Genomic DNA, 6,032 nt, shown 5'->3' with positions numbered 1-6,032 from the left:
AGCGGGGGGGTGGTAGCTTTTTGGCAGGAAGAGCGACCGGGGAGCCGAATCGTGGGGGCACCGGGAGGCCTGCGCCGGAGTGCCGCCCGATCCCGGCAGCGAAAGCGGGGCGGTGAGGGAGGGAAAACAAGCGGGAGCATCCCCCACGCGGTCGCCACGCCCGGGATGCTCCCCCAACACCGCCCCCGGCTGCTCTCCCAGATCGGGAGCCTCCCCCGAGGGGAGGGAGCCGGTTTGGTGATCCCCATCTTCGCCGGCCCAGACGTTCGCTCCTACTTGGCCGCCCAAAAAGCGGGCCGGTTGCGACTGCTGCGGGTTTGCCCGGCCTGCGGTGGGCGGCTGTGGGGACACGGGTGCTATCCGCGCGGCGCCGACGAGACGGGGCCGGATGGCTACCACCGAATTCCGGTGCACCGCCGGCGCTGCCGGCAGTGCGGCCGGACGGTCTCCTTTCCGCCCAGCTTCCTGCGCCCCTACCAGAGCCTGGTCAGCGCCGTCCGCCAGCGTCTGTACGAGGGGCGCCGGCGGGGATGTCGTGGCGGGCACTGAGCGGGTCGGTAGGCCGTTCGGTGGCCACCGTGCGTCGGCTCCTTCGAAGGGCCTCGGCCGAGGCGCCGGGGGTCTTGGCCCGGCTGCAGGAGTGGTGGGGGGAGCTGGCCGGGGCCCTTCCTACCGGCCCGCCGGTCCTGCATCCGCCGGAGGATGACCCGTTGGGGGCGTGCCTGGACTTCGCCGAGACACTACGGCAGGGAGTGAGGCAGGCGCATCTTGGGCCGATAGCGGCCGGCCTTCTGGACATGGTCAACCTCCTGCTCCAGGGCGACCCGGCCTGGCTTTGAGGAAAGAAGGCCGGGGCAGGGTGGCTTGTCCCGCTTCATGGTCGATCATCCGTTCGCCTCTGGCCGGGCTGCCGGACCCCCCAAACCCTGGCGCCTTCTCGGATAGGGCCCGGTTGCCGGAGACTGGAAGCAAACCCCACGACAGGGAGGATGCTTCCATGGCTTCCTGGCCCGACGATACGCTGGCGTTGTTTCGCTACTCGCTCATCGCCCCGCTGTTGGATCCCCTGGCCGACACCGAGGAAAAGCGGCGCTGGCGGGAGGAGGTGGTCGGCCGGGAGCATCTTTTGCCGGACGGCCGGCGCCTGCACGTGAGCGTCCCGACCTTGCGCCGGTGGGTCCGTTGCTACCGACTCGGCGGGTTGGAGGCCCTGCGGCCGGCCATGCGGCGGGACCGGGGATCGGTGCGGGTCGTCACCCCCGAGCTTTTGGAGCAGGCCAAAGCCCTCAAGCGCCAGGACCCGGCCCGCAGCCTGCCCCAGGTGGTGCGGCTGATGGAGGCGGCCGGCCTGGTGGCCCCGCAGACCCTCAAAGCCAACACCCTCTGGCGCCACCTCCACCGAGAAGGCTTAACCCAGCGCATCCTTCCCCCCAAGCCGGGCCTGCGCCGCTTTGAGGCCAAGGCCCCCAACGACCTGTGGCAGGGCGATGCCACGCCGGGTCCGGCGCTGCCGGATCCCCTCCAGCCCGGCCGCATGCGGCGCACGTATCTTCTGGCCTTCCTCGACGACCACTCCCGGCTGGTAGCCCATGCCGAGTTCTTCTGGGCCGAAGACCTCTATGCGCTGGAGCTGTGCTTCCAGCAAGCGCTGTTGCGCCGGGGCCTTCCCTGGCGGGTCTACGTCGACCGGGGCCTCATCTTCCAGGCCGAGGTCTTCACCCGGGCCTGCGCCGAGCTCGGTATCCGCCACATCTCCGGCACGCCCGGCCATCCCGAAGGCCGCGGCAAGATCGAGCGCTTCTTCGAAACCCTGCAAGATCAGTTCCTGCGGGAGCTTTCCCACCACCCTGTCTCGCACCTGTCCGCCCTCAACGAAAGGCTTGCGGCCTGGATCGAGGAGGCGTACCACGTGCAGGTCCACAGCGAGACGGGCGAGGCGCCGGCCATTCGGTTTGCCCGCCTCAAGGAGCGCCGCAGCGTGTCGGCCGAAAAACTCGCCCACGTCTTTTTGTGGCGGCGGGTGCGCCGGGTGGACAAGACCGGGTGTCTTCGCTTCGACGGCAACCGCTACGAAGCGCCACCCGGGCTGGAAGGCCGCCGGGTCGAGATCCGCTATCACCCCCTGCACCTCGAGCGCCTGAGCCTGTTCATCGACGGCCGCCACGTGGGCGACGCCGTCGCCCTCGATCTCGCCCATCCCGTCTACCGCGGCCTCGACCGGGTCCACCACCCGGAGCCGAGCCGCCCCCTCGAGCCACCGATCCCCTACCTGGAGCTTTTGGTCCAGCGCCGGCGACAGCGCCAGGCCCGGGCCCTCTCCCCGCTGCGCCTGAGTCTCATGGATAACCCGGAGGCGATGCCCGATGTTTGAAGCCCACTTTGGCCTGACCGCCACACCGTTTGCCCGGGAGATCCCCGTCGAGCAGCTGTTTGTCTCCCAGGCCCACCGGGAGGCGCTGGCCAGGCTCCACTTCGTCGCCGAACGCCGGCGGGTGATGGTGCTGACCGGGGAGGTGGGTGCCGGCAAGTCGACCACGCTGCGGCGGCTCAAGGCCGAGCTCGACGCCACCCGCTACGAGGTGGTCTACCTGGCCGACGTGGCCTTCACGCCCCGCAGCTTCTTCCAAAGCCTGCTCGATGCCCTGCGACTCGATGCGCCGCACGCCCTGCCCAAGCTCAAGAAGCTCGCCCGGGAGGCCCTGGCCGAGCACTGGCGCACGCAACACCGCACGCCGGTCCTGCTGGTGGACGAGGCGCAGTTCTTGAGCCCGGTCATGCTGGAGGAGATCCGGGGCCTGCTCAACTATGACTTGGATGCCTTTGCGCCCTTCGCCCTGGTGCTCTGCGGCACCCGGGCGCTCGCTGACCGCCTGGCCCTTCGCTCCGTCGAGGCGCTTGCCCAGCGCGTCGATCTGCGCTACCACCTCAGCGGCTTCTCACCCCAGGAGACGGCCGGCTACATCCGCCATCACCTGAAGCTGGCCGGGGCCGACCAGGAGCTGTTCACCGCCCGGGCCCTCGACCATATCCACCGCGCCTGCAACGGCCTGCCCCGGCCCATCAACCAGCTCGCCCACCTCTGCCTCATGGCGGCGGCGGCCCGGCAGGAGCGCGTGGTCGACCACGAGCTGGTCGAGGCGGTCATCGCCGCCGAATGGCAGGCGCCCCAGGCGGTTGGGAGGTGAACGCCATGCGGCTGTGGCTGCGGGGGACCACGCCCATCAGCGTCGAGTGGCGCTGCACCAGTCGGGCCGGGGCCTTGGCCCGGCTGCGCCTGGTCGACGGCCCGAGGGAGGTGGTGCTGGCCTTTGTCTCCCGCCGCGCCATCTACGAGCTGGCCGTCCGCCTGGTGCTGCTTTGGGCGGAGGCACGGGAGGCCGACGGGAGGGCCAGCCGTCGGCAGTTGCCCTGACCCCCCAACTCATCCAGTGCGCGACGACAGCGGTCAAATACCGATCAACGCAACACCATTCTTCTCGAACGGTTCATGTAGCAGGCGCGCTGGCCATCGCCAAGGAGCCGGAAGCCGGCCATTGAGAAAGCAGCAACAACTATGGCAGGATCGAGAAGGTAGTCACGGCTCTTGCGGAACTTGGCCTGCCACACCGCTGGCCGCCAGACCCTCAGGGTTGAACCCCCATTCCCGTTACAGTACACCCACAGGACATCGGCAAGCTCCTTGACGATACCCTGGGTGCCCGGCGCATTAAGCCAACTCTCGCTGAAGCGCACCTTCGGGCGCGAATGGACCTTATAGGATCTGATGACGATGTATTGCAGGGCCCGAAACTCGTTGATACACCGGTGGAGTTCATCCATGCCCGGAAGCGGCTCTCATCGCCCGCCTCTGTGCTTCCCCCCCGCGGAAACGCAGTTACGCATGGCTCGTTTTCGACTAGCTTCCACGTCATCCTACCTCTCGGGGGGGCCTTATGAGCACCCCGCCCGCGCTTGGGGCGGGCTGTCTTAACGTTGCCGTCATTCGGAGGCGCACCGAGGAGGGTCCCGCCAGGCTGCCAGGGGTGAATCCCCGACGATAGCCGTGACCGAATCTAACAGTGAGACCGGAAGCAGGACAAGCCACCTCGCTGCCGAATTACGCGTGCCCTGTCAGGTGGAAGGGTGGCACAGTCACGTGGTGCGCGAGGGCAATGAGCGTGCTCGGCGGAGTGTCAGTGGCGGCGACAGGGATCAGAGTGCCGAGGTCCGGCACACGGCAGCGGAGGAAGTCGCGGTGACGGCCGCCGTCACCCCTGCGGCGCCCGCCTGGGTCAGCCTCGACGGCGACCCGGCCGCGGCTGAGCGCCTGCGGACTGAGCTGGTTGCCCGCATCCGCGCCCACACCGCCCATGTGGGGGTCGTCGGCCTGGGCTACGTCGGCCTGCCGTTCGCCGTCGAGAAGGCCAAGGTGGGGTTCCCCGTCACCGGCATCGAGCAAAACCCGCTCCGGGCCGCCGCCATCAACCGGGGCGAAAACTACATGCCCGAGGTCAAGGACGAGGAGCTGGCCCAGCTCGTTCGGGACGGCCGCCTGCGGGCCGTGACCACCCTCGACGTCGTTCCGGAGCTTGACGTCATCGTCATCTGCGTGCCGACGCCGCTCACGAAAAACCTGACGCCCGACCTTCAGTACATCGAAAACGTGACCCGGGAGATCGCCCGCCGCCGGCGCCCCGGCCAGCTCATCAACCTCGAACCGACCACCTACCCCGGCGCCACCGACGGCGTCATGCGCCCCATCCTGGAGGCTTCGGGCCTCAAGGCGGGCGTGGACTTCTTCCTAGCCCACTCCCCCGAGCGGGTTGACCCCGGCAACAGATGCTACACCCCGAGGAACGCGAACAATGTCATCGGCCGCACTGGCCCTACCTTTCTTGTAGGCTCGGCCCTCTGCGAATGTATCCAGGGCGCGGGGGCAGTTTTCTCGAAGCCGCAGGCCCCTTGGGGTGTTAGGAGATGGAAGGCTGCCACGTGAAGACAGTAATCCTGGCTGGCGGACTTGGCTCGCGCCTCGCGGAAGAAACCACCGTTCGTCCTAAGCCGATGGTCGAGATAGGCGGCAGGCCGATTCTGTGGCACATCATGAGTATTTACGGAAGCTACGGGTTCAATGAATTTATCGTGGCGCTTGGCTACAAGGGCGAGGTCATCAAGGAGTACTTTCTGAACTTCTATGCCATGAATAACGACCTAACCATTGACCTGAGGACTGGTCAAACAACCATCCACGACGGCAACCAGCCGAACTGGAAGGTGCACTTGGTCGACACAGGGTTACGGACCCAGACGGGGGGCCGAATCAAGCGGCTTGCTCGCTGGATTGGCAATGAAACGTTCATGCTTACCTATGGGGACGGGGTCGCTAATGTCGACCTTCGGCGGCTGCTGGACTTCCATCGGTCCCACAGCAAGTTGGCCACCGTTACCGCGGTCCGCCCACCGGCGCGCTTCGGGGGGCTGAGTTTCGATGGAGATCTGGTGGTTCAGTTTGTCGAGAAGCCCCAAACTGGTGAGGGATGGATAAACGGAGGGTTCTTCGTGCTTGAACCGGGTGTGCTGGAATACATCGAGGGCGACGACACTATATGGGAGCGTGAGCCGTTGGAACGGCTTGCCGCCGATGGCGAGCTTGTGGCTTATAAGCACGCCGGCTTCTGGCAGCCCATGGACACGTTGCGGGAAAAGCAACTGCTTGAGGCACTTTGGGAGTCTGGAAAGGCGCCATGGAAAATGTGGCTGTGAACGCAGCGTTCTGGGCTGACCGGCGCGTCTTTGTCACCGGGGCCACAGGGCTCGTCGGTTCGTGGCTAGTGCGAGAGATGGTGGACCAGGGCGCTTATGTGGTGGTTCTGGTTAGGGACTGGGATCCGCAGTCGGAACTCATCCGTAGCGGTACCATACAGCGTACACATGTCGTCCATGGACGCTTGGAGGACTACGAGATCCTGGAGCGGGCCATCAGTGAACACGAGATCGACACGGTTTTCCACCTTGGAGCTCAAACTATCGTCGGTACAGCTTTGCGTAGCCCG

At 66.8% G+C, this 6,032-nt stretch carries 8 protein-coding genes and 1 pseudogene; 8 read left to right on the top strand and 1 reads right to left on the bottom strand.

Annotated features, from left to right (window positions below; genetic code table 11):
* The 5 genes from AB1609_14140 to AB1609_14120 form a co-directional block, all read left to right on the top strand.
* Positions 1-549, top strand: a 549-nt coding sequence (locus AB1609_14140; GenBank protein MEW6047600.1) for a DUF6431 domain-containing protein, incomplete at its 5' end; no start/stop codon positions are given.
* Positions 531-839 carry a hypothetical protein gene (locus AB1609_14135; protein ID MEW6047599.1) on the top strand — a complete coding sequence of 103 codons (309 nt, stop codon included), beginning with the start codon at positions 531-533 and terminating at the stop codon, positions 837-839. The genes AB1609_14140 and AB1609_14135, both read left to right, overlap by 19 nt.
* 158 nt (positions 840-997) lie before the next feature.
* The gene (locus AB1609_14130; protein MEW6047598.1) at positions 998-2,371 is read left to right on the top strand and encodes a Mu transposase C-terminal domain-containing protein; all 1,374 of its coding nucleotides are present in this window, start codon (positions 998-1,000) and stop codon (positions 2,369-2,371) included.
* Positions 2,364-3,185, top strand: coding sequence for an AAA family ATPase (locus tag AB1609_14125; protein ID MEW6047597.1), 822 nt, complete (start codon positions 2,364-2,366; stop codon positions 3,183-3,185). The genes AB1609_14130 and AB1609_14125 overlap by 8 nt, the downstream gene beginning before the upstream one ends.
* Positions 3,182-3,412 carry a hypothetical protein gene (locus tag AB1609_14120; GenBank protein MEW6047596.1) on the top strand — a complete coding sequence of 77 codons (231 nt, stop codon included), beginning with the start codon at positions 3,182-3,184 and terminating at the stop codon, positions 3,410-3,412. Before AB1609_14125 ends, AB1609_14120 begins: the two co-directional genes overlap by 4 nt.
* 44 nt (positions 3,413-3,456) lie before the next feature.
* Here AB1609_14120 and AB1609_14115 read toward each other — a convergent pair whose 3' ends face one another.
* Positions 3,457-3,819: a hypothetical protein gene (locus AB1609_14115; protein ID MEW6047595.1), complete on the bottom strand. Its 363-nt coding sequence runs from the start codon at positions 3,817-3,819 to the stop codon at positions 3,457-3,459.
* Between the two features lie 487 nt (positions 3,820-4,306).
* On the opposite strand from AB1609_14115, the pseudogene AB1609_14110 reads away from it, so the two are divergent.
* The 3 genes and pseudogenes from AB1609_14110 to AB1609_14100 all read left to right on the top strand — a co-directional run.
* Positions 4,307-4,867 (top strand): annotated as a pseudogene (locus AB1609_14110) (UDP-N-acetyl-D-glucosamine dehydrogenase).
* Between the two features lie 104 nt (positions 4,868-4,971).
* Positions 4,972-5,742 (top strand): glucose-1-phosphate cytidylyltransferase, encoded by a 771-nt coding sequence (gene rfbF, locus AB1609_14105; GenBank protein ID MEW6047594.1) that lies wholly within the window; start codon positions 4,972-4,974, stop codon positions 5,740-5,742.
* Positions 5,724-6,032: GDP-mannose 4,6-dehydratase (locus AB1609_14100; GenBank protein MEW6047593.1), on the top strand; the 309-nt coding region annotated here is incomplete at its 3' end. The genes rfbF and AB1609_14100, both read left to right, overlap by 19 nt.

Source organism: Bacillota bacterium, assembly GCA_040754675.1.
Classification (GTDB): domain Bacteria; phylum Bacillota; class Limnochordia; order Limnochordales; family Geochordaceae; genus Geochorda.
The sequence above is the reverse complement of the archived record's forward strand: the minus strand, read 5'-3'. Positions and strand labels throughout refer to the sequence as shown.